Annotated in this window: 22 protein-coding genes; 16 read left to right on the top strand and 6 right to left on the bottom strand. The window is 55.1% G+C overall.

Going from position 1 to position 21,080, the window contains the following annotated elements:
* The first annotated feature begins 54 nt into the window (after nucleotides 1-54).
* The gene (locus tag QUD59_RS01615) at nucleotides 55-1,125 is read left to right on the top strand and encodes a hypothetical protein (protein ID WP_286239151.1); all 1,071 of its coding nucleotides are present in this window, start codon (nucleotides 55-57) and stop codon (nucleotides 1,123-1,125) included.
* An 80-nt stretch (nucleotides 1,126-1,205) separates the two neighbouring features.
* A complete protein-coding gene (locus QUD59_RS01610) occupies nucleotides 1,206-1,646 on the top strand; it encodes a nuclear transport factor 2 family protein (RefSeq protein ID WP_286239150.1) in 441 nt (146 codons plus the stop codon).
* 6 nt (nucleotides 1,647-1,652) lie between these two features.
* On the opposite strand, the gene QUD59_RS01605 is transcribed toward QUD59_RS01610, so the two are convergent.
* The 3 genes from QUD59_RS01605 to QUD59_RS01595 are packed head-to-tail and all read right to left on the bottom strand — an operon-like array spanning nucleotide 1,653 to nucleotide 5,027.
* Nucleotides 1,653-2,873 carry an SAM-dependent methyltransferase gene (locus QUD59_RS01605; RefSeq protein WP_286239149.1) on the bottom strand — a complete coding sequence of 407 codons (1,221 nt, stop codon included), beginning with the start codon at nucleotides 2,871-2,873 and terminating at the stop codon, nucleotides 1,653-1,655.
* Nucleotides 2,860-3,660, bottom strand: a complete 801-nt coding sequence (locus QUD59_RS01600) for a DUF1365 domain-containing protein (RefSeq protein WP_286239148.1) — start codon at nucleotides 3,658-3,660, stop codon at nucleotides 2,860-2,862. Before QUD59_RS01600 ends, QUD59_RS01605 begins: the two co-directional genes overlap by 14 nt.
* A complete protein-coding gene (locus QUD59_RS01595) occupies nucleotides 3,657-5,027 on the bottom strand; it encodes an NAD(P)/FAD-dependent oxidoreductase (protein ID WP_286239147.1) in 1,371 nt (456 codons plus the stop codon). The genes QUD59_RS01600 and QUD59_RS01595 overlap by 4 nt, the downstream gene beginning before the upstream one ends.
* Nucleotides 5,028-5,159: 132 nt before the next feature.
* Here QUD59_RS01595 and QUD59_RS01590 point away from each other — a divergent pair, with 132 nt between their 5' ends.
* The 5 genes from QUD59_RS01590 to QUD59_RS01570 are packed head-to-tail and all read left to right on the top strand — an operon-like array spanning nucleotide 5,160 to nucleotide 9,579.
* Nucleotides 5,160-5,756: a sigma-70 family RNA polymerase sigma factor gene (locus tag QUD59_RS01590; RefSeq protein ID WP_286239146.1), complete on the top strand. Its 597-nt coding sequence runs from the start codon at nucleotides 5,160-5,162 to the stop codon at nucleotides 5,754-5,756.
* Nucleotides 5,753-6,418, top strand: a complete 666-nt coding sequence (locus QUD59_RS01585) for a ChrR family anti-sigma-E factor (protein WP_286239145.1) — start codon at nucleotides 5,753-5,755, stop codon at nucleotides 6,416-6,418. Before QUD59_RS01590 ends, QUD59_RS01585 begins: the two co-directional genes overlap by 4 nt.
* A gap of 29 nt (nucleotides 6,419-6,447) precedes the next feature.
* The gene (locus QUD59_RS01580) at nucleotides 6,448-7,413 is read left to right on the top strand and encodes a YbgA family protein (protein WP_286239144.1); all 966 of its coding nucleotides are present in this window, start codon (nucleotides 6,448-6,450) and stop codon (nucleotides 7,411-7,413) included.
* Nucleotides 7,414-8,832: a cryptochrome/photolyase family protein gene (locus QUD59_RS01575; RefSeq protein ID WP_286239142.1), complete on the top strand. Its 1,419-nt coding sequence runs from the start codon at nucleotides 7,414-7,416 to the stop codon at nucleotides 8,830-8,832. It abuts the gene before it with no gap.
* 48 nt (nucleotides 8,833-8,880) lie between these two features.
* Nucleotides 8,881-9,579, top strand: a complete 699-nt coding sequence (locus tag QUD59_RS01570; RefSeq protein ID WP_286239141.1) for an MOSC domain-containing protein — start codon at nucleotides 8,881-8,883, stop codon at nucleotides 9,577-9,579.
* 21 nt (nucleotides 9,580-9,600) lie between these two features.
* Here QUD59_RS01570 and QUD59_RS01565 read toward each other — a convergent pair whose 3' ends face one another.
* Nucleotides 9,601-10,392, bottom strand: coding sequence for a substrate-binding periplasmic protein (locus tag QUD59_RS01565; RefSeq protein WP_286239139.1), 792 nt, complete (start codon nucleotides 10,390-10,392; stop codon nucleotides 9,601-9,603).
* Nucleotides 10,393-10,513: 121 nt separating this feature from the next.
* On the opposite strand from QUD59_RS01565, the gene QUD59_RS01560 reads away from it, so the two are divergent.
* A complete protein-coding gene (locus tag QUD59_RS01560; protein ID WP_286239137.1) occupies nucleotides 10,514-13,519 on the top strand; it encodes an EAL domain-containing protein in 3,006 nt (1,001 codons plus the stop codon).
* A 16-nt stretch (nucleotides 13,520-13,535) separates the two neighbouring features.
* Here QUD59_RS01560 and folE read toward each other — a convergent pair whose 3' ends face one another.
* The gene (folE, locus tag QUD59_RS01555) at nucleotides 13,536-14,174 is read right to left on the bottom strand and encodes a GTP cyclohydrolase I FolE (RefSeq protein ID WP_286239136.1); all 639 of its coding nucleotides are present in this window, start codon (nucleotides 14,172-14,174) and stop codon (nucleotides 13,536-13,538) included.
* A 165-nt stretch (nucleotides 14,175-14,339) separates the two neighbouring features.
* Between folE and QUD59_RS01550 the strand changes: the two genes are divergently transcribed.
* Entirely contained in the window at nucleotides 14,340-14,795 is a 456-nt protein-coding gene (locus tag QUD59_RS01550; RefSeq protein WP_286239135.1) for a DUF3833 family protein, read from the top strand.
* A gap of 9 nt (nucleotides 14,796-14,804) precedes the next feature.
* Here the strand turns inward: QUD59_RS01550 and QUD59_RS01545 are convergent, their stop codons facing one another.
* The gene (locus QUD59_RS01545; protein WP_286239134.1) at nucleotides 14,805-15,293 is read right to left on the bottom strand and encodes a hypothetical protein; all 489 of its coding nucleotides are present in this window, start codon (nucleotides 15,291-15,293) and stop codon (nucleotides 14,805-14,807) included.
* 212 nt (nucleotides 15,294-15,505) lie between these two features.
* Between QUD59_RS01545 and QUD59_RS01540 the strand changes: the two genes are divergently transcribed.
* The 7 genes from QUD59_RS01540 to QUD59_RS01510 all read left to right on the top strand — a co-directional run bounded on the left by QUD59_RS01540 (nucleotide 15,506) and on the right by QUD59_RS01510 (nucleotide 21,078).
* Nucleotides 15,506-16,594, top strand: coding sequence for a methyl-accepting chemotaxis protein (locus QUD59_RS01540; RefSeq protein ID WP_286239133.1), 1,089 nt, complete (start codon nucleotides 15,506-15,508; stop codon nucleotides 16,592-16,594).
* Nucleotides 16,594-17,151 carry an LOG family protein gene (locus tag QUD59_RS01535; protein WP_286239132.1) on the top strand — a complete coding sequence of 186 codons (558 nt, stop codon included), beginning with the start codon at nucleotides 16,594-16,596 and terminating at the stop codon, nucleotides 17,149-17,151. The genes QUD59_RS01540 and QUD59_RS01535 overlap by 1 nt, the downstream gene beginning before the upstream one ends.
* Before the next feature lie 86 nt (nucleotides 17,152-17,237).
* Nucleotides 17,238-18,548, top strand: coding sequence for a sigma-54 interaction domain-containing protein (locus tag QUD59_RS01530; RefSeq protein ID WP_286239130.1), 1,311 nt, complete (start codon nucleotides 17,238-17,240; stop codon nucleotides 18,546-18,548).
* Between the two features lie 189 nt (nucleotides 18,549-18,737).
* Entirely contained in the window at nucleotides 18,738-19,196 is a 459-nt protein-coding gene (gene soxY, locus QUD59_RS01525) for a thiosulfate oxidation carrier protein SoxY (protein ID WP_286239129.1), read from the top strand.
* 28 nt (nucleotides 19,197-19,224) lie between these two features.
* Entirely contained in the window at nucleotides 19,225-19,542 is a 318-nt protein-coding gene (gene soxZ / locus QUD59_RS01520; protein ID WP_286239128.1) for a thiosulfate oxidation carrier complex protein SoxZ, read from the top strand.
* Nucleotides 19,543-19,639: 97 nt separating this feature from the next.
* Nucleotides 19,640-20,290 (top strand): type 2 periplasmic-binding domain-containing protein, encoded by a 651-nt coding sequence (locus QUD59_RS01515; protein WP_286239127.1) that lies wholly within the window; start codon nucleotides 19,640-19,642, stop codon nucleotides 20,288-20,290.
* Nucleotides 20,291-20,358: 68 nt separating this feature from the next.
* Nucleotides 20,359-21,078 (top strand): hypothetical protein, encoded by a 720-nt coding sequence (locus QUD59_RS01510; protein WP_286239126.1) that lies wholly within the window; start codon nucleotides 20,359-20,361, stop codon nucleotides 21,076-21,078.
* Nucleotides 21,079-21,080: the final 2 nt, after the last annotated feature.

Genomic DNA, 21,080 nt, shown 5'->3' with positions numbered 1-21,080 from the left:
CCCTGATTAATCTGTTATGATCGGGCCTGAATCCCTGATTAGTAAGGCAGCATCATGACAACAGCGTGGCTTATTGCAGCGGCGAAAACCATCGACAGCGAGGGCTGTCAGCAACACTGTCTGCAACTGGAAGAGGCGATCCGCTCCCGGGGTACAGAGCTGCACGAGCTGGTGATTGAGCCGCTCAGTGCGGACTGGCACAGCCCTGAGGCAGAGAACCATTTTCGCAGCGGCTGTGCACCCATCGAAGCACTGGCCAGAGCCAAAGCGCTGATCGAATCCGGTGCCGATGCGGTACTGATCAGCGGTGAGGATCAGATTAAGACCGGTTACCCCCGTGAAGAGCGGTTACGCAAAATGGCGGTTTACGGTGACGAATACCCGCTGACCGAAGCCTATAATGACCTGGCTGAACATTTTCTCCGGGTCCATGAGAGGGATGATGAACACTTTCGTGAAATCGCTCAGGCCCTGTTCGAAAACTACAAACTCAGTTACCGGCATGCGCTGGCAGATAACTTTACCCCGGATCAGCTTCCGGACGAGCGCTGGTACAAACCGATTACCACCCTGTTTCGGGGTGTTGACTGCGCTAACCCGCTGGTGGACTTCTCCGGCCGTCTGCTGATCTGCTCTGATACCCTGACCGAAGCTCTGGGAGTGCCTGCCGAGGAGCGCTTGCAGATCAAAAGTGTGGGGCTGGGGCGGCTTGAGGGCGATGGGCAACACTATATTGAACAGATCGCCAGCTATGAACATCTGCGTCAGGCTTACCAGCAGTGTTGCAGCGAAGCGGGAATCGATTTTGCCAGCGAATTCCGGCGTGGTGCCGGGTTACTCGAAGCGTATACCTGCTATCCGGTGGTACCCATGGCCTTCCTGCTGGTCAGTGGTCTGGTGGATATGCTGGATCAGTTACCTGATTTTCTTCAGCAGCACAGTATTACGGTAACCGGAGGCATGAATCTGGCGCGTGCCCCTTGGAATAATCCGGCCCTGAACGCATTGATCACGATGCATCACCGTTTGCTCGAAGGGGAAGAGGTTTATGGCATGGTGCACGGCAATGGTGGTTTGGGTTATCGACAGGGTGTGGCTTTACTGGCCAAAGCGGAGACAGCCTGAGGCGATGATCTGAGTGGCTCAGGCTGCCGTAATGGTTCAGGCGAAACCGCGATATCCATGACTAAACAACAGGTGAACCGATGGCAAACTGGCTGGAAGCTTATATTTCGGCGCTGGAAGCGTTGAATCCCGGTAACGTAGATGCACTTGAGAAGCTGACCTCTGCTGATATTGAGTTTCGCGATCCCTTTAACCTGAGTCAGGGGCGGGCATCGTTTATCGAACTGATGGCCGATATGTTTGAGCGGCTGGATGAGGTTGAGTTTCGGGTAGATCAGCGTATCGCTGAAGGTCATTGTGCGATGATTCACTGGCGTTTTTCCGGGCATAGCCAGATGACCGGGGCTTTCAGTTTTCAGGGAATGAGCCGGATCGAAGCCGATTCCGAAGGGCTAATCAGGCTGCACCACGATTACTGGGACAGCGCGGAGATCCTGCAAAAGGTGCCAATGCTCGGCAGGGTGCTCCGCTACGTGAAGCGTCGCGCCAGTCATGCTGGCGCGAGCAGCAGCCGCGGGTGATCCTGATCAGGCATGCCTGAGCTGGTACAGCCCCACGTCGATAGCACCTTCCTCGAACCCGCCCTCACAGTAAGCCAGATAATAGCGCCATAACCGGTAAAAGCGCTGGTCGAAACCCGACTGCTGAATCTCTGACCAGTTATCTTCAAACTGCTGTCGCCAGAGGCGCAGGGTCTCTGCGTAATCTTTGCCAAAGCGCTGTTCCTGCTGCAGAACAAATCCATGTTCTGCGATCTTCTCCTTCAGTGCACAGACGCTGGGTAGCATCCCGCCGGGGAAAATATACCGCTGAATAAAGTCAGCCTGCTTTCGATACTTCAGGAAACGCTGATCGTCGATACTGATCACCTGAAGTACCGCGTTGCCGCCGGGTTTAAGAATCCGTTTCAGGGTCGAAAAGTAATGATCCCAGTGGGCCTCACCCACCGCTTCAAACATCTCAATGGATACCACGCCATCATAAGATTTTTGCAGATCCCGGTAATCGGTCAGGGAAAACTGCAGGGCAGAATCCAGCCCGGCAGCCGTGCTTTTCTCCTGTGCCCAGGCGAGCTGCTCCCGGGAGAGGGTGATGCCATCTACCCGTAACTGGTTTTGTTCTGCAGCCTGACGGGCAAAAGCCCCCCAGCCACAGCCTATCTCGACAATCTGCTGACCGGGCCGGGCATCGAGCATCTGCAGAATGCGCTGGTTCTTATTCGCCTGAGCCTGTTCCAGAGGTTGGCCGGGATGCGCAAACAGTGCGGCCGAGTAGGTCATGCCGGCATCAAGCCAGCGGCGGTAAAACTCATTGCCCAGATCATAGTGGGCGGCAATATTCCTGCGGCTGCCCCGACGGCTGTTATCCCGGCTGTAGTGATACAGATTGTGCAGTGTGCGAATGATAAAGCCGGCTTTGGTCATCTGCTCCAGCCGGGTTTCGTTTTTCAGGGCCCAGCGTATCAGGGCGGTCAGATCCTGACTCTCCCATTCGCCGGCGGGATAGCCCTCAGACCAGCCATTAATGCCACCAAAAAACAGCCTGACGAACGGGCGCAGAGAGTTCAGTTGCAGGCTGGCTGCAGGGCCCTGCTGACCAAACCGGGTCTGATAGCCACTGGGCAGGGTTAACAGCAGTTGCCCCTGACACCGCTCCAGCTGCTTTTTGAGCAGGCTGAGCAGCGGTTTTTCCAGACCAGAAGGTTGCTGTTGCTGTAACGGGTGCGAGGGCTGTTCATAGGCGCTCATAGTGGGATACTCCTTGCTCATCCTGCCAACTGATACTGCGACTGATCGCCCGGTCGCGGGGCTGTATGCTGAGTTTTTTGCGCCACAGACGCAGCGCTTCCCAGTGAATCGCCGCTATCACTTTCAGGGTCATCAGTGGGTAAGTGAAAAAAAGCCTGGCTAACTGACGGTCTCCCAGTGCTGTGCGCTTGCCTGTGAAACTGGCGTTTAGCAGCGGATCACCACTGCGGCTGTCAGTTTGTCTGATAAGCACAGAGACCTGTTGCTGAGGCGGAAGTATGCGGAAACCGTAACGGGTCTGCATCGGCATAAACGGGCTGACATACATCGCTTTGTCACAGCTATGTTGCAGGGGCCGGGCTTGCGCTTCTGCGGGCAGAATATAGGTGTGCCGCGAACCAAATGTGTTGCTGACCTCATACAGGACGACGGCTAACTCTTCGTTGGCGTCGTAGCAGTAATAGACACTCAGCGGGTTGAAGGTATAGCCCAGAATACGCGGATAGCAGAGCAGGCGGATACGGTGTGTTGCCTGAGGATAACCGTGCCGGATCAGCAGGCGACGAATCTCTCCTGCCAGATGACCTTCTCCGCTGCCATGGTCACGCTCCATAAAAGAGAACAGGTTAAAACGGTTGATGGAGAACAGCTTCAGCTTTTGCAGCCAGGGCAGTTCATCCAGATCGATACAGATCGAGAACACCCGGTAGGCGAAACGATGCCGGGCCGGATGATAGCGGTGATGAACCACCTTGCCGGTGAACAGACAGGAGCTGAAATCACTCATTGGCTGCTGGCCTCACGAATCGGCTGTGGATGATGCCGCACAGGGGTAACGTGAATTCGGCTGTGCTTGTCTTCCAGCGTCCACGGCCGGGGTATGCCACCAAGCTGCTCGGCTACGGCAAGTCCCGCCTGCAAGCCATCTTCATGGAACCCGTAACCAAAATAGGCCCCGCAGAACCAGGTATTCTGCTGCCCTTGCAGAGACCAGAGCTGCTGCTGGGCGTCCAGAGAGTTACGACCGAACTGCGGGTGATCATAGTGGAAGGTACGAATGATCGATCCCGGTTTCGGTTCACGCAGCGGGTTCAGCGAGACAAACAGAGGTTGCTCTGTGTTGAGCGGTTGTAACCGGTTCATCCAGTAGCTTACGGAAACCTGTTGTGAGGCATCGCGCCAGCCTTCAGACAAATAGTTCCAGCTAGACCATACCGCCTGGCGTTCAGGCATTAATGCAGAATCCTGATGCAGATAGGCCAGATTGCGCTGGTAGGGGAAGTGCCGCAACAACTGCTGTTCTTCAACGCTGGGTGAATCCAGTAACCGCAGCGCCTGATCCGCGTGGCAGGCGAGCACCACCTCATCAAAGGTTTCTCGCTGACCGTGATGATCTTCGATAATCACAGCGTTGGGTTGGCGATAGATCTTATGAATGCGTCGGTTAAGGCTGACCCTACCCTGAAGCTCGTCAGCGATCCGTTTGACATACTGCCGGCTGCCGCCGACTACGGTGCGCCATTGGGGGCGGTCTTTGAACTGCACTAAACCGTGATTCTGACAGAAGCGGAGGAAGCTCTCTGCCGGATATTCCAGCATGCCGCTCACCGGTGTTGACCAGATCGCCGCTCCCATGGGCAGCAGATGATCATAGATGAAGGGATCGGAGTAGTTCTTCTGCTGTAACAGATCGCCGAGTGTCAGCCCACGGAGTTGTTGTGGCTCCTGCATCAGCTCGGCAGATTCTGCGTAGAACCGCTTCAACTGCAACAGCATCTGCCAGAAGCGAGGGCGCAGAAGGTTACGTTTCTGAGCCAGAAGGCCCGGAATACCCGTGCCCGAATACTCAAGGTTGCCCTGATTAATCGAAACCGAGAATGACATATCGGTGTCACAGGTCTCTACGCCAAGCTCTGAGAAAAACGCCACCAGATTAGGGTAGTTAACCGGGTTGTAGACTATAAAGCCGGTATCAACCGCGATCCGCTCGCCCTGACGCTCAAACTCGACCGTATTGGAGTGGCCGCCGAGGCGATCATCTTTCTCGAACAGGGTGACTTTGTGTGCTTTGTTCAGCAACCAGGCACAACTCAGCCCGGAGATCCCGGAACCCACAACGGCTATTTTTTTTTCGCGGATGGCAGAAACGTTCATTCTTTATCCATACTTAAAGCTTGTTTGCTGCCTGTTACGCAGCGATCATGGGAAAAGATCACAATCAGGCTGATTTCAGTCCGGAATGGTAACAGGGTGATCCAATCTGAACACGGCTGCGTAAGGGGAACTATGCAAAATAAGCCACCCGGTGATGACGTGGAAAATCTGCTCGTACTTTCACAAAAAGAAAAAAAAGCTGACTGGAACGACCTGCTGACCCGCCTGGCCGAGACCCGGGACCGTAAGCTGTACGTTCAGTTGTTTCAGCATTTCGCCCCGCGGATCAAAGCTTACATTATTCGTCTGGGGTTGACTGACAGTACCGCTGAAGAGCTGATGCAGGAGACGATGCTCGCGGTGTGGAAAAAAGCCCACATGTACAATCGCAGCAAAGCGGCAGCGAGTACCTGGATTTTTACTCTGGCGCGTAACCAGAGTATCGACTGGATGCGCAAGCAGAAATACCCTGAGTATGGCCTTGAGGAGTGGCATGAGGAGCCGGATGAGTCGATCGATATGTGTGAACAGACCGTCACCGCAGATCGCATGGGAAAAGCCATTGAACAACTGCCGGAGAATCAGGCGCAGGTGATCTACATGTCCTTTTTCGAGGGGCGTTCCCACTCTGATATCTCGGAACGACTTGGCATTCCGCTGGGCAGTGTGAAATCACGGATCCGGCTGGCATCAGAAAAATTGAAACAGATGTGGAGGGCTGATGTATGAACATTAAACATCACCTGGATGAAGCAACGCTGGTCAGTTACGCCGCGGGAGCCATCTCGCAGTCAATGGCACTGGTTGTGGCTTCCCATATCTCCCTTTGCCCGAGTTGCCGGCAACGGGTTGCCCAGGCTGAATCGATCGGTGGTCTGCTGCTGGATCAGATGCAACAGGCGGAGATCCGCAGTGACGCCATGGAACAGGCGCTGGCAGCGCTGGATGGTGTCATGCCGGAATCCGTAAGTGCCAGAGAACCGATCAGCACGGTCCGGCGAGAACCGGGCCTGCCCGCGCCGCTGTTTGAACAACTGGGGTGCAATCTGGATCAGGTGAACTGGAAACGTCTCGTTCCCGGGGTTTACTACCATGATCTGCCCTGTAAAAGTGAACGCGGCGGGGTGTCACGCCTGATGCGGATCGCGCCGGGTAAGGGAATGTTGCCGCATACCCATGATGGTAATGAACTGACGCTGGTACTGCAGGGATCATTCTGTGATGAGGTGGGCCGCTTCAGTGCCGGCGATGTGGCGGATCTGGATTCCGAGATAGAACACCAGCCACTGGTCGACAGTGATGAGGATTGTATCTGCCTGATCGCTACCGATGCACCGCTCAAATTCAGCACATTGCTGGGTCGGGTCGTGCAGCCGTTTACCGGTTTTTAGCAGACAGCGCTTAACAACGGGGGAAACCGATGGAACAAGAACAGACTATCCCGCGTATTCCGGTGGGCATCAGTGCCTGCCTGCTGGGGCATAAGGTGCGCTACGATGGCGGCCACAAGCAGTCCCGTTACTGCCTGAATGTGCTCAGTGATTGCTTTGATTTTGTACCGTTCTGCCCAGAGGTCGGGATTGGCCTGAGTACGCCGCGGGAGCCGATCCGGCTGGTAGGTCAGGCAGATGCGCCCCGGGTTCTGGGGACAAAAGACCCCTCACTGGATGTGACTGAGCCCCTGCAGGCTTATGCCGATCGGGTGACTGAGCAAAATACGCATCTTTGTGGCTACATATTGATGAAGGGCTCGCCCAGTTGCGGCATGGAACGGGTTAAGGTCTACCATGAAAATGGTCTGCCAAATGAAGCTGGCAGCGGGGTTTATGCTGCACGGCTGATGCAGAATAATCCGGCCCTTCCGGTCGAAGAGGAGGGGCGTCTCAACGATCCGGTGCTTCGGGAAAACTTCATAACCCGGGTATTTGTTTACTACGGTTGGCAAAAAGAGGTGTTGCCGGAACCCAGTTTGCACCGGGTTATTCAGTTCCATAGCTGCCATAAGTATATGCTGATGGCGCACAGCTATGAGGGCTACAAGCAGCTTGGCCGTTATCTGGCGATGGAGGCATCGGAACAGCCGATTGAGCAGGTACTGGACTATTATATCCGGCAGTTGATGGCGCACCTCAGCCATCGCGCCAGCCGTAAAACCCATACCAACACCCTGATGCATATCATGGGCTACCTGAAAAAAGAGATCGATACCCAGACCAAGCAGGATCTGCTGGAGGCGATCGAGCAGTACCGGACCAACAAAGTGCATCTGGCGGTGCCGCTGGCGTTGCTGAAGCATTATCTGAAACGTTATGGCTCTGATTACATCCGGTCTCAGGTTTATCTTGACCCCTACCCACACGAACTCGGTTTAAGGAACTATATTTAAGTGACGCCTAATAAACTGGTCTGGTTTCGTAACGATCTCAGGACAGGAGACCACCGCGCCCTCTACCAGGCATGTATGGACAGTGCAGGAGAGGGCGTTCTGGCCGTGGCCGTGATCAGCCCGAAACAGTGGCAGTTACAGGATGAAGCCCGGTGCCGGGTGCAGTTCTGGCTGGCTAATCTGGCCTCCCTGCAACAGGATCTGGCGAGGCTGAACATCCCTTTAAAAGTGGTACGTGCTGCCACCAACAATGAAATTCCCGCGACACTTCTCAATCTGGCGCGTCAGCATCAGGTCTCCGCGCTCTATTTCAACCGGGAATACCCGGATTATGAGCAGCGCCGGGACCAGCAGGTCGAGGCGCTGTTTCGCCGTGAGGGGATCGCCTGCCTCAGCTTCGATAATGATCTGGTACTGCCGCCCGGTTCGGTGCTGAATCAGCAGGGGGGCGCTTACAAAGTGTTTACCCCTTTCAGCCGCACTTGGCGGCGCAAGTATATGCAACTGAACCCGCAGCCACTGCCCCCACCCCCGATGCAGGCGCAGGCTCCGGTCGTTTCAGACCCGATTCCCGAGAAGATTGGTTACGCCAATACCATGGGCGCCGAATGGCGTCAGGATCTGTGGCCGGCCGGTTGTGATCAGGCGCATCACCGGCTGCAGGCGTTTGTCCGGGAGCAGGTGTCAGAGTATAAGCAGTTGCGGGATTTTCCGGCGCAGCCGGGAACCTCAGCACTCTCTCCCTATCTGAGTGTCGGAGTGCTCAGTACCGGTCAGTGTCTGGCCGCGATGCAGGCGTATTCAGAATCACCCGACTGGTTTGAAAACCAGTGGGTGACCGAGCTGATCTGGCGTGAGTTCTACCGTCACCTGCTGGTGCTGTTCCCTGAAATGAACCGCTGGCTGCCTTTTAAGCCAGAGGTCGAAGAGAAATTGCGCTGGCAGTCTCAGCCGGAGATATTTCACGCCTGGTGCGCCGGTGAAACCGGCTATGCGATGGTCGATGCCGGTATGAAACAACTGCTGGAAACCGGCTGGATGCATAACCGCTTGCGGATGATCACGGCTGCGTTTCTCTGCAAGTTGCTGCGTCAGGACTGGCGCCTTGGTGCACGTTTCTTTATGCAGCATCTGATTGACGGGGATTTTGCATCCAACCTCGGAGGCTGGCAGTGGAGTGCCGCGGTGGGTGCCGATGCGGCTCCCTATTTCCGGATCTTTAATCCGATGCTTCAGGCAGAACGTTTCGATCCGCAGGGTGAGTATGTGGCCCGCTGGTTGCCGGAACTGGCGGGTCTTGACTGGCGCCGGCAGCAGGATCCGCTGTTTGCTCAGGGGCAGGGGCGGCCAGAACCGCTGATCGATTATGCCCGTGAGCGAACTATCAGTATTCAGCAGTACAACGGCGAAACGCCATAGACTCCGGGTTCGGTTATAATCCGGCTCACTAAACACAGAGGGAGCCGGATGAATAAGGAACCGCATGTTGCGCTGCTGGGAGTCTATCGGGGTGCGGTGACGCAGCGCTATGGACTACAAACCGCGATCGCTAAATGCCCGGTTGATACGCCGGTGTATCTTTCTGAGCTGGGGCTCGAGGGAGATCAGTGCGCCGATCTGCGTCATCACGGCGGGCTTGACCGGGCATTGCATCATTATCCCAGAGAGCATTACGCATTCTGGCAGCAGCAATGTCCTGAAAGTGGCCACTGGCAGGCCCCCGGTATGGGCGAGAACCTCAGTACGCTGGGAATGACAGAAGCAACCGTATGTCTCGGGGATCGCTTGCGCTGGGGTGACGCTGAGATCGAAGTCAGCCAGCCCCGTTCACCCTGTTTTAAACTCAACCGTCGCTGGCAGGTGGCTGATTTTGCCGCACAGATGCAGCGCTCCGGACGCTGCGGCTGGCTGTATCGGGTTGTGAAGCCGGGCAGGGTGAGTATCTCTGAACCGCTTGTATTGATTGACCGGCTGGCGCAGGCGATGACAGTGGCGCAGGTTTGTCAGATCTACTTCGGCGATCCGTTGCAGGAGCAGGGTTTACGCCAATTGCTCAGCCAGAGTGCACTGGCGGCAAGCTGGCGGGAGAAAATTGAGCAGCGCCTGCAAACCGGACAGGTGGAGCCCTGGCATTTTCGTTTGCAGGGCCCACCTGAATCAGGGTAGATCAGTGGTAATGGCAGAGGTTTACTGTTTAACCAGAATCTCGCTGAGGCCGTGTTTTTCCGCGGCGGCGGCCAGTTTGCCCGAACGTTTCATCTCCCTGAGGAAGGCATTAACCTCTTCCAGCCACGCCGTCTCTCCTTTAGGTACAGCATAGGCGTATGAAGTGGGGGCCAGAGGCTGTGGCGGGGCGAACAGCACGGCCCACTCGGTCAGGGCGGTCATGCGTTTGCCGTAGGGGTAGTCGGTCATAAAAACATCGGCCCGGCCGCTTTCTACTTCCTGTTCACGGGCTTTAAAGCTGTCTACCACCGCGACCCGGGCTTTTTTAAAGTAGTTATTGGCGACCGGCTCCATATAGGTGCCTTTCTGTACGACGGCAACATTGCCTGACTGGTCGATATCCTGCCATTGCCTGATCAGTTCGTTATTTCGCGTGGCCACTGCATAGATCCCGCTGGAGAGATAGGGCTCAGAGAACTCCATGTAGGGCTTGCGGCTGTCACGCACACCCACACCGTGCATAGAGATATCGCACTGATTATTACTCATGTTGTCGATCAGCTTACCAAAGGAGCTTTCGACAAAACGCAGATTAACGCCGAGGTGGCGTGCAAACTCGCCGGCCATATCAATGTCGATCCCCTCCAGTTCGCCGGAGCGCGGATTACGATAGCTGATGGCAAAATAGCCGGGCCAGATACAGACTTTTACCTCTCCGGCCTGCTTGATCTGTTGCAGCCGTTCACTGGCCAGTGTCGGCGCACTCAGGGTGGTGCAGAGCAGAATACCGCAGGTCAGGGCTTTCAGGTTCATACGCTCACTTCCTCAGGGGTAATACAATAGGCGATATTAAGCATTCAGGTCATGGTGATTTGCAAGAGTGGCGTGATAGGATGCGCGTTAAATACGAGTTTTATTGATGTGAAGTAGTTGTATGACGCCAAAGGCTAAACCCGGGCCGTATAGTTTCTCAAAATGGGTTTATTCCATCGTCAGTTGCTTTGTAATACTTATCCTGCTGTTGCTCTGGCTGAGTTTTACCCAGAGCGTTACCGAACGGAATCAGCGCGCAGGTTTGTATGCGCGCATGATCGAAGGCACTATTACCCGGACACTGGAATCAGTCGAAGTCAGCCTGGCCTCGGTGGCTGATGATCTGAATGCGGGCCAACTGGATCCGGAACATCTGCACCGGGTCAGAGCACGTGCCCAGAAAATGCTGCGGTTTGCCCCGCATCTGCGGCAGATTGTGGTGATTCGCGGTGACCAGACCCTGATAGATACCCTTTATGACGATCCCTATCCGATCAACCTCGGGGTACTGGGTATCGACTGGCAGCAACGCCAGCATCTCTCGCTGGGGTTACAACTGGGGCATACGGTACGTGGCCGTTTTCTCCCCAAAGCGGGCAGTTTCCCGGACGAATCGATGCGACATAGCATGATTCCGGTGGGTTTCAGCGCTCTCACGCAGGATCAGCAGCCGCTCAAGGTAATCGCCACACTGAATCCGGATTATCTGAAACGCTATATCAATGACCTTGATCTGGCGGCCCGCGATAATGTCTATCTGGTGGATTTCAGGGCTGATACGCTGTTGCAAAAAGGCCTTTACGGGCCGCATCGCGAGGCCGTTGTGGCCCAGCTTCAGCAACTGATCGACCGGGGGGCTGACGAAGCGCTACAGGAGCAGCAACCGGGCCTGTTGCCGTTAAATACTGTGGCCATCCGTCTGCTGGCTAAGTATCCGCTGGCGGTGGCACTGGTTGTGGAGCATCGCCAGTCGCTCTATTTGTGGCTCGAGGAAAAGCTCCTGTTGCTGGCCGGTCTGATCGGTGCTCTGCTGGTACTCGGCTGCTCAGCGCTGCTGCTGGTGCGCAATAACCGCCATTCGCTGGAGATGAAAGAGCAGGTACAGCTTCTGTCGAAAGTAGTGGAGCACAGCCCTACGGTGATCGTGATTACCGATGCTGAAGGCAATATTGAGTACGTTAATAAAACCTTCTCACGGGTGACCGGGTACGCTCTCGAAGAGGTCGTTGGCAGGAACCCGCGTATGCTTCAGTCCGGTGAAACCGGGGAGGAAGAGTATCAGGCGATGTGGCAGCAGATCCGCAACGGCGGTACCTGGTATGGTGAATTCCATAACCGCGCCCGGGATGGTTCGTTGTACTGGGAACGGGCTACCATCGGCTCGTTGCGCAATGAACAGGGTGAGGTCAGCCACTATATTGCCCTGAAAGAGGTGATTACCGAGGAGAAAGAGGCGGCGGAGAAATTGCGTCTGGCCTCAGCGGTATTCAGTGCCGCGGCCGAGGCGATTATGGTCACCGATGCGGATAACCGGATTCAGATGGTGAATGAATCGTTCCATCGTATTACCGGTTACGATGAGGAGGAGGTGCTCGGGCTGAACCCCTCTCTGCTCAAATCCGGTAAGCATGATGATGAGTTTTATCAGTCACTTTACAGCACGCTGAAATCCCACCATTACTGGGAGGGAGAGATCTGGAACCGGCGTAAAAATGGTCAGTTGTATCCGCAATGGCTGACCATCTCTTCGCGCTATGATCAGGCGGGAGAGCTGGAAGGCTATGTCTGCCTGTTCAGTGATATCACCAAGCGCAAGAATGATGAAGCGATCATTATCCGTCAGGCCAACTTTGACGCCCTGACCGGGTTACCTAACCGCAATCTGTTCAGTGATCGTCTGTCTCAGGCGGTGCGGCTGTCGAGCCGTGAACATTCGCAGGTGGCGCTGATGTTTATCGATCTGGACCGGTTTAAGTACGTGAATGATACCTTTGGCCATTTCACCGGAGATCTGTTGCTGAAGCAGGTCGCTGAGCGTCTGGCCGAGTGCGTTCGTAAGAGTGATACGGTTGCCCGGTTGGGCGGCGATGAGTTTGCTGTGGTGGTGCCGCAGCTCAATTCGGTTGAGGTGGTTGACCGCATCGCCGACAAGATTCTCTGTAGTCTGGAAAAGCCATATAACCTGAATGGCCACGAGGCCTTTATCTCCTGCAGCATAGGTATCGCTCTGTACCCGGATAACGGCGAGGAGTTCGAGAGTCTGGTGCTGCATGCCGACGCTGCGATGTATAAAGCGAAAGCCCGGGGGCGGAATACCAAAGAGTACTATTCCAGCGAGCTGAACGAAACCAGCCTGTTGCGTTCGCAGATGGAGAAAGAGATCTTCCGTGCACTGGAACTGGATCAGTTCTTTCTGGTTTACCAGCCGATCTGGAGCACCGATGGCGCACGGATTGAAGCCTCAGAAGCGTTGCTGCGCTGGCGTCATCCGGAGAAGGGGCTGGTATCACCGGCGGACTTTATCCCGATTGCAGAGGAGACCGGCTGCATCCACAGTATCGGCGAGTGGGTGCTGGAACAGTCCTGTCGTTTTGCCCGTGATCTGCACCGGACACAGGGTTTCTGTCCGACGGTGAGTGTCAATGTGTCCAGTCTACAGTTCCAGCGCGGCGGTATTGCTGAGCAACTGGCGCTGATGCTGCAACGCTATGAGCTGCCGGGTGAAAGCCTTCTGCTGGAGATAACCGAGAGCCTTCTGCTGATGGATGAGGAGATCGTGGGTAAGCAGTTCCAGGCGCTGGTGGCGATGGGAATCCGGCTGGCGGTTGATGATTTTGGTACCGGTTATTCCTCACTCAGTTACCTGAAGAAATACCCGATCTCCCGGATCAAGATCGATAAATCCTTTATCAACGACCTTGATCATAATGAGGATGATCAGGCGCTGGTCTCCGGCCTTATCTCCATGGCGGATTCTCTGGCCATGGAGGTTATTGTGGAGGGGGTTGAGACGGTGGAGCAGCTTAATCGACTGCAACAATATGGGCGACCGAAGATTCAGGGATATCTGTTCTCACGGCCGTTGTCTGAACCCGACTTTATCGAGGTGCTGAAGAAAAACCGGTAGTCCGCCGCAGACCATCTCAGGTAAGAAACTCGGCCCGGGTGCGGGGGTTGCTTTTAAAAATCCCGCCCAGAGCTGTCGTTTCGGTCTGTGAGTTAACGTCCATTACACCGCGGGATTTGACGCAGTAATGGGTGGCATTGATCGATACGGCAACATTGTCGGTTTCGAGCAGGGTCTGCAGGGCAATCAGTATCTGCTTGGTCAGCCGCTCCTGCACCTGCGGGCGCTGGCTGAAAAAGCGCACCAGCCGGTTGATTTTAGACAAGCCGATTATCTTGCGATTGGGGATATAAGCCACTTTGGCTGTGCCGTCGATGGTTACAAAGTGGTGCTCGCAGGAACTGACCACGCTGATATCCCATACCTTGACCATCTCCTCAACGTCCATTTTATTCTCGATCATCGCGATCTGCGGGAAGTTGGCGTAATCAAGCCCTGAGAAGATCTCGTATACATACATCTTGGCGATGCGGTGTGGGGTCTCTCTGAGGCTGTCGTCTTCCAGATTCAGGCCGAGCGTGCTGACCACCTCGGTCATCAGGCCTTTAATCCTCTGGTAGCGTTGCTCCTGAGAGATGCCATTATCAATGCTGGGAGTTTCCAGCCCTTTTTCGATCAGTTGGTCGCGGACGGCGATCGCTTCGGCAGAGATCATACAGGGTATCCTTATTCTGGCTTTAAGCGGCAAATGACTACGCGGTTACAGCCTTGTTACGCGGGAATACTCAATTCAGATTAGTTGTGATCTGACAGAAGGTGTAAGTCGTACTCTCAATTGTTGTATCAGAGTAGTGAATTTATACCGGAACAGGACCAGACAATGCAGACCCAGGCACTGGATCTATTCACCTATTTCAGCGGTCAGACCCGGGCCTATGGCCTGTTTGAAGATCGCTTCGGGCGCATTCGGCGCAGCTTTACTGTGGATATTCAGGGCCGGGTTGAAGGGCCTGAGCTGGTGCTTGAGGAGCATTTTCTCTATGACGACGGGAACAAAGAGCTCCGGGTCTGGCGGATACGTCAGCAGGGCGAAGGGATTTATCGGGGGCGTGCCGAGGGGGTGGTCGGCGAGGCTTCAGGGCTGATCCGGGAAAACCATCTGCGCTGGCATTACCGTTTCGATCTCCCGCTGGGCCAGCATAAGCTGCGGGTGAAATTTGATGATCAGATGCTGCTGATGCCCGATCAGATACTGCTGAACCGGGCCCGCGTCAGCAAATGGGGGCTGACGCTCGGGCAGGTGACTCTGAGTTTCTGTAAGCCGGAACCGGGGTAAGGGGCCGTATCAGATCAGATCCGGAAACGGGAAATCGTCACACATCATCCGTGGATGCTTAGTCACTTCAATCGCGTGTTTGATATCTGAGCCCTCTCGCATGGCATTGATCAGCAGGCTGAGAATAAAGGCGATCGAGTAATACTCCACATGGCTGGTGAGGAAGGGCAGGTTAATTTCACTATGGGCCTGCTGACTGAGGCGCGCGGCTAACTGGGCCGCTTCACTGTCGTCGAAGCCCTCATCCAGATTATGGATCAGTTCGTAGATCTCATTTGGCAGATTTTCGTAGAGGTAATGATCCAGCTTAAGCACGATTTTAACCAGTACAGCGTGCTCTTTCTGTTCACTCAGAAATGGCAGGGTGACTTTTTCATTCAGCCGCCCGGCAATGGCGATACACTCTGTCCGGGTCAATAGTCTGCGTGCAGAGCGCTTGGCAAAAAAATCTTTAACCAGAGTGCGGTACTGATCTTCGCTCAGCGTAATCTTAGCCATCGTTAATCCTTATCCTGAAAACCTTCGCCTGACGATTTTAGGGTAGATTGCGGATGGAGGATAGTGGCATGAGCGAAAACGCGGCCGCGCATCCGGGGAAACCGGGATGTGGATCAAAGTTCAGACCGATTAGTCTCTAAGGAGGATGAAACGGGCGTTTAGAGGAGCTATGATGGGCGCTTATTCAGAGCTGTTATCGGGAGAATCGGTGAATGTTTTTTTCAGGGAAATTGAACCTGCAAATTAAGGACCTTGAAGCTGAGATTGCTCAGTTGAAAGATCAGAATCAACAATTGATTTCTGAAAATCAGGCTTTGACCGTTCGTTGCTATGAGCAGGATAACAGCCAGGATGATCACAGTGCTGAACAGCAGGCACTTTGCTCCGCCTGGGTTCAGGGCGGGCAACTGGTGGCACAGGTACGGGATACCATCGCTGCTGCCGCAGCTAATCTGGATCAGGAAAAGCACAGTCTGGATAACTCTCTGTCTATATTCGACGAAACCCGCCAGGCGGTAGAAACCATTCTGGAGCGGGTGCATGTCATCCAGACCCGTTCTCAGGATGGTAATCAGCAGGTGAAAGGACTGCTGACCGTATCGGAGCAGATTGAAAAGTTTGTAGGTGTGATTCGTGATATCTCCGATCAGACTAACCTGCTGGCATTGAACGCTGCGATTGAAGCTGCCCGTGCCGGTGAGTCAGGTCGGGGGTTCGCGGTGGTGGCCGATGAGGTACGTAATCTGGCACGTAAAGCCAGTGAAGCCAGTAATGAGATTGCCAATCTGGTCGGCCAGATCAGCCAGCAGACCGCAGTGGCCTCGGAAGATATTGAACAGGTAGACTTGCTGAGCAGCGAGGTTGTGGCCTCCGCGGAGCAGATTAAAGCCGGTGTACGGGATGTGGTTGATCTGTCCGGGCGGATGAGCGCGGTCATTAACCGCAGCGCTTCCAGTACCTTTATCGAGACCGTTAAGCTGGATCACGTTAACTGGAAAAACAGTGTTTATGAGGGGATTGTGACCGGCAATCTCGGCAGCCTGAGTTCGCTGGCGGATCACACCTCCTGCCGTCTGGGGAACTGGTATTTTGTCGGTGATGGCCGGGAAAAATACAGCCATCTGCCAGGCTTTGACAGCCTGAATGCACCCCATGAACGGGTTCACAGCTCAGGGCTTGCGGCGGTCGAAGCTGCACGTCAGGGCGATATTAAAACCGCTGCCCAGCATCTTGCCAGCATGGAACAGGCCAGCCTTGAAGTGGCCCGGGTGCTGGATCAGTTAAATCACGAATTGTGTTGATGCAGAACATCGCAGTATTTTGTGGTGCAAAGCCGGGTAATGATCCGGTTTATCGTCAGGCAGCCGTATTGACCGGGCAGGCCCTCGCCAGAGCTGGTCTTGGTCTGGTATTTGGTGGCAGCGTAAATGGGCTGATGGGCACGGTTGCTGATGCAGCGCTGGCCGAAGGCGGGCGGGTAATCGGGGTGATGCCGGAACATCTGACACGGCAGGAGCCGATCCATCCGGGCCTCAGCGAGTTGATCCCGGTCGATACGATGGCAGAAAGAAAGTCGACGATGCTGGAGATCAGCGATGGCTTTCTTGCCCTGCCCGGCGGCAGTGGCACGCTGGATGAGATCTTTGAAGCGATCACCCTGTCACAGATCGGCCAGCACAGAAAACCCTGTGCTTTCCTCAATATCGAGGGGTTCTACGATCCGCTGCTGGCATTTCTGGCGGGAGCGCGGGATCAGGGGTTCCTGCACCCGGATTACTACCGTATGCTGATCTGTTCCGGCTCTGTCGACGAGATTCTGCGCCAGATGGATAGCTTTGTTCATCCCCACAGCCGTTAACGTTTGTGCTGCCGGCCCCGGCGGGGATGTCGCTGAGTTTCAGGTAACTTGTCAGGATCATGCAGCCCGAGAGGCAAGGAGACAAGGTGGACAATCCTCTGTTGAGCCCGGATCAGCTCAATACCATTCTTGAAAGTTTCGATCAGCCGGTCGCTGTATTATCCGACAGTTACCGGATTCTGGCGACCAATCAGGCTTATCTGGAACATTATCAGCAGGCCCCTTCGCCGGTGGGCCGTAACTGCTATGAAGTTTCCCACGGGTATGACCGGCCCTGCGATCAGGCCGGGGAGTCCTGTCCCCTGTTAAACTGCCGCAGCAGTGGATTACGCCAGCGGGTGCTGCATCTGCATAACACCTGCCACGGCCGTGAACATGTTGACGTAGAGATGCTGCCGCTGCCGCAACAGCCCGGCAAACCCCGGCTTTACCTTGAAATTATGCATAAGGTCCGGGTTGCAGAAACCCATGCTGAAGGCAGTGGTCTGGTTGGCACCTCAGCGGCATTTAACCGCATGCTGGAACTGATTCAGCGGGCAGCTCCGAGTGAGATTTCGGTGCTGTTGCTGGGGCAGTCCGGCAGCGGAAAGGAGCTGGTGGCGAAAGCCCTGCATCAGGCCAGTCGTCGCAGTGATAAACCCTTTGTTACGGTGGAGTGTTCCGGGCTTTCTGAATCGCTGTTCGAAAGTGAGATGTTCGGCCATGAGCGCGGAGCGTTCACCGGTGCCGTGAGCAGAAAAACCGGGCTGGTGTCTGAAGCGCAGGGGGGGACCCTGTTTCTCGATGAGGTGGGGGATATTCCGCCAACGCTGCAGGTTAAATTGCTGCGACTGATTGAAACCGGTACCTACCGCGCGGCGGGTGGGGTTGATCTCAAACAGGCTGATTTCAGGCTGATCTGTGCGACCCACCATAATCTGCGGCAGAAAGTGGAGCAGGGATTATTTCGACAGGACCTGTTTTATCGTATCAGCAGTTTTCCGGTTGAATTGCCGAGTTTGCAGCAGCGTCTGGAAGACCTGCCGTTACTGGTTGAGGCCTTGCTGAAACGGATTAAGGGGGGCGAACATTACCAGCTGACGCCGGCTGCGCTTGACCGGCTGCGCCGCTATGCATTTCCCGGCAATATCCGTGAACTGAGAAACTTTCTGGAACGCGGGGTCCTGCTCAGTGACAGCGGATGGATCGGGCCGGAGCATCTGCCGGATGAGGTGGGTGGTATTCAGTCTCAACAGGTGAATCCGTTATTGCCGCAAACCCTGATCCCGCTGGACCAGCTCGAGACGGCTTATCTGCAACAGATCAGAAAGCAGTTCAGCGGAAGTAACCGGGAATTGGCGGATCAGCTTGGGGTCAGTGAGCGAACCCTGTATCGTAAATTACGTCAGCTATCCTGACCTGGGAATACGCTGGTTGAACCGTGGCTGGAATACGTGGTTGAATCGGGTCATTGGGCTGTATTTAGCTCGCAGGCTGTGCCGGGAAAGAACCCGTTGATTGCGGAAAGAGGGGCTTGCCGGCCAACCTGAGTTATCAAGTAGCGGACCGTGTTGATTACCCTGTGGTGGAGTAAGAGGAAAGAGTTCATGAGTATGAATCGTCGTGCAGTGGTTAAAGCGATCGCCAGCGGCAGTGCCCTGATCGGCATCAGCGTGCTGATGCCACGCATCGCGCTGGCTGCCTGGAACAGCGACGCATTTCAGGCAGATAATCAGGCAACTGCCATGGAAGCACTGCTGGGGGGGAGTCCGCAGCCCAGTGCAGACGTCACACTGAAAGTGCCGGATAGTGCCGACAATGGGGCGATGGTGCCGGTCACCGTGCGCACCAGCATGGCCAATGTGGAATCGATCAGTCTGTTTGTTGAAGGTAATCCGGCACCGCTGGTGGCAGAGTTCCTGATTCCTGAGGGGACCGAGGCGGATGTGGCTACCCGGGTGCGGATGGCATCAACCTCGACCGTGACCGCTGTTGTTAAAGCGGAGGGCCAGCTCTACAGTGCGGCTAAAGAGGTGAAGGTCGTGCTGGGTGGTTGCGATAGCTGAAAGGTCGGGTTGAGAAGAGGTAGAAACAATGGCAAAAGGCATTATCCGGGTCAAAGCCAAAGCGGTGGGTGGCATGACCAAAGTAAAAATGATGGCTAAACACACGATGGAAACCGGACGGCGCACGGATAATACCAGCGGTGAACGGATTCCGGCCAGGTATCTGCAGACGTTGCAGGTGATGCATCAGGGTAAAACTGTGTTTGCCGCGAATCTGGGGACAGCAATCTCAAAGAACCCTTTCTTCGCCTTCAGCTTTGCGGCCGGTGAACCGGGTGATGAACTGATGATCACCTGGCTGGAAAATACCGGCGATACGGCCACCGAAAGCGTCAAGATCAAATAACGGCCCCGGGACGGTTCCCCTTCTGACCTGATCAGTTCTCTGCAAGCGTCCCTGAGTGTACTAGTATCAACAGCAGTGACACAAAAGGACTGCCCGGGTGCTGAACTTTCTGTTTTTATTCATCGTTATATACACTCAGACGCTTGCAGCCGCTGAACTGGAGGTGCTGGCGATTGAGTATCCTCCCTATACAACCCGCAACCAGAGCGATCAGGGAATCGCGTTTCGGTTGCTGCGTCAGTATCTGGCCGATCAGCCGGAGATCCGGGTTAAACCGCGGTTTTTGCCGCCGGCCAGAGTTCAGTTGCAGTTTAGTGAAATCCGTTGGTGCGGCAGTTTTTACCCGCCACCAGCGGAATCCGGCAGCCGTTTTTTCCCGTTGTCTGCTGAGCCTTTGAAGATCGGCTTATACCATCGTCAGGATGACCCCCACTATAACTGGCAAACGCTGCACCAGCTCAAAGGCTATCGGGTGGCTCTGTTACGGAATTTGCAGACCAGTGTGTTTAATGAGCAATTTCAGGTAGCAGGGATCAGGCCGGTTTTTGTTGATACGGTGATTCAGGGAATGAGAATGCTGCAACAGAAGAGGGTAGATGCGGCGCTGGGGGATGAGCATCTGCAGGCATTCTTGAGCGACCAGTGGCGACGTGACCTGCCGTTCCGTTTCTCCACCACAGCCCTGATCACGACGCCCATCGGTATTCATCTCAACCCCCAGTGTCCACTCAGCCGGTTTTTCCGTTAACGCTCTCCTTTTCTCAGCAGGGGAATCGGTTAGAATATCTGCTTTAAATCAGGGAATGGAGTGACCAGGTGAAACTGTTGCATTCAGCCGTATTGCTATCTGCGGTGCTGCTAACCGCGTGTAATTCTGCCGGAGTCAAACCGCAGTCTGCGGGTGATGATGCTGTTCCTGCAGAGGAACTGGCTTCCGCCGAACGTCAGGTGGTCACTCCGCCAAAACAGCCGATCAATACCGCTGCCGCGCCTGCGGCTCAGAAACCGCAGCAGATCGAACTGATCGCTAATCGTCTCACCGCAGTGCAGGACCACCTGCTGCAGATCAAGTCGCAGGCGGCCCAGCTACAACAACAGAATCAGGCCCTGTCGCTGCAGTTACAGCAGTTGCAGGGAGCGCTCAGCAGTGTCCCGCAAGCGGACGGGGCTGCAGAACCGGCTGCTGCACCCGATGCAGCAGAATTTAACGGTGTGCTCGATCAGATCACTATGCTGGCCAACGAGATGAGTAATCAGGTTCAGAACGGGGCCTTTCAGATCACCTCGGCTTACACCGCGAAGGGTGAATGGGTATTGATCCGTTATCACCGTTACAGCGGGGAGACCTGGCTGGCTGATAAAGGTCAATGGATCAGGCTGGAAGAGAGTACCAGCACTGGTACAGCCGAGTACGACGTTGTATTGTTGCGCGCCGAACAGGATGTAAAAGGTTATGTGGCTGCCCGTATAAACCGGATCAGTGGTGAGAGCTGGTGGTTAAAGCAGCACACCTGGCAGCCCTATATACGCAACTGATA

Origin of the sequence: Neptuniibacter halophilus (assembly GCF_030295765.1) — a bacterium.
Classification (GTDB): Bacteria; Pseudomonadota; Gammaproteobacteria; order Pseudomonadales; family Balneatricaceae; genus Neptuniibacter; species Neptuniibacter halophilus.
The sequence above is the reverse complement of the archived record's forward strand: the minus strand, read 5'-3'. Positions and strand labels throughout refer to the sequence as shown.